The sequence below is a fragment of the Acidovorax sp. GW101-11A03 genome (genome assembly GCF_059424825.1).
Map to the genome: position 1 here is coordinate 10,001 of NZ_JBWKZU010000104.1, position 1,508 is coordinate 11,508.

Annotated in this window: 2 rRNA genes (1 of these 2 cut by a window edge); both read left to right on the top strand. The window is 51.7% G+C overall.

Annotation, left to right across the window (positions count from 1 at the left end):
* Window positions 1-1,228, top strand: a 23S ribosomal RNA gene (locus tag AC07Z7_RS24155) (it extends 1,651 nt beyond the left edge of the window).
* Window positions 1,229-1,383: 155 nt separating this feature from the next.
* A 5S ribosomal RNA gene (gene rrf / locus AC07Z7_RS24160) occupies window positions 1,384-1,496 on the top strand.
* Window positions 1,497-1,508 lie beyond the last annotated feature (12 nt).

Consider the following 1,508-nt stretch of genomic DNA (forward strand, 5'->3'; position numbering starts at 1 on the left):
AAGGAACTCGGCAAATTGATACCGTAACTTCGGGAGAAGGTATGCCCCAAGTAGGTGAACTCGTACAGAGGGAGCCCAACGGGGTTGCAAAAAATCGGTGGCTGCGACTGTTTAATAAAAACACAGCACTCTGCAAACACGAAAGTGGACGTATAGGGTGTGACGCCTGCCCGGTGCTGGAAGATTAAATGATGGGGTGCAAGCTCTTGATTGAAGTCCCAGTAAACGGCGGCCGTAACTATAACGGTCCTAAGGTAGCGAAATTCCTTGTCGGGTAAGTTCCGACCTGCACGAATGGCGTAACGATGGCCACACTGTCTCCTCCTGAGACTCAGCGAAGTTGAAATGTTTGTGATGATGCAATCTCCCCGCGGAAAGACGGAAAGACCCCATGAACCTTTACTGTAGCTTTGTATTGGACTTTGAACAGATCTGTGTAGGATAGGTGGGAGGCTTTGAAGTGAGGTCGCTAGATCTCATGGAGCCAACGTTGAAATACCACCCTGGTGTGTTTGAGGTTCTAACCTAGGTCCATTATCTGGATCGGGGACAGTGCATGGTAGGCAGTTTGACTGGGGCGGTCTCCTCCCAAAGCGTAACGGAGGAGTTCGAAGGTACGCTAGTTACGGTCGGACATCGTGACGATAGTGCAATGGCATAAGCGTGCTTAACTGCGAGACTGACAAGTCGAGCAGATGCGAAAGCAGGACATAGTGATCCGGTGGTTCTGTATGGAAGGGCCATCGCTCAACGGATAAAAGGTACTCTGGGGATAACAGGCTGATACCGCCCAAGAGTTCATATCGACGGCGGTGTTTGGCACCTCGATGTCGGCTCATCTCATCCTGGGGCTGTAGCCGGTCCCAAGGGTATGGCTGTTCGCCATTTAAAGAGGTACGTGAGCTGGGTTTAAAACGTCGTGAGACAGTTTGGTCCCTATCTTCCGTGGGCGCTGCAGATTTGAGGAAGCCTGCTCCTAGTACGAGAGGACCGGAGTGGACACACCTCTGGTGTATCGGTTGTCACGCCAGTGGCATTGCCGAGTAGCTAAGTGTGGAAGAGATAACCGCTGAAAGCATCTAAGCGGGAAACTCGTTTCAAGATGAGATCTGCCGGGGCCTTGAGCCCCCTAAAGCGTCGTTCAAGACCAGGACGTTGATAGGCTGGGTGTGGAAGCGCAGTAATGCGTTAAGCTAACCAGTACTAATTGCTCGTGCGGCTTGACCCTATAACTTTGATAGCCAATCCCCGTGACTGCACACGCAGCACCCGGACGCTTCGAAGATTGTTATGCCAAGTTAGACGCAGTCAAAACACAAAATCTGATTCCAGACTCTATGAATTCGTCAGCCTGCTCAAAGAGCAGGCCGACACCAAGTTATGCCTGATGACCATAGCAAGTTGGTCCCACTCCTTCCCATCCCGAACAGGACAGTGAAACGACTTTGCGCCGATGATAGTGCGGGTTCCCGTGTGAAAGTAGGTCATCGTCAGGCTCTTACAGCCCA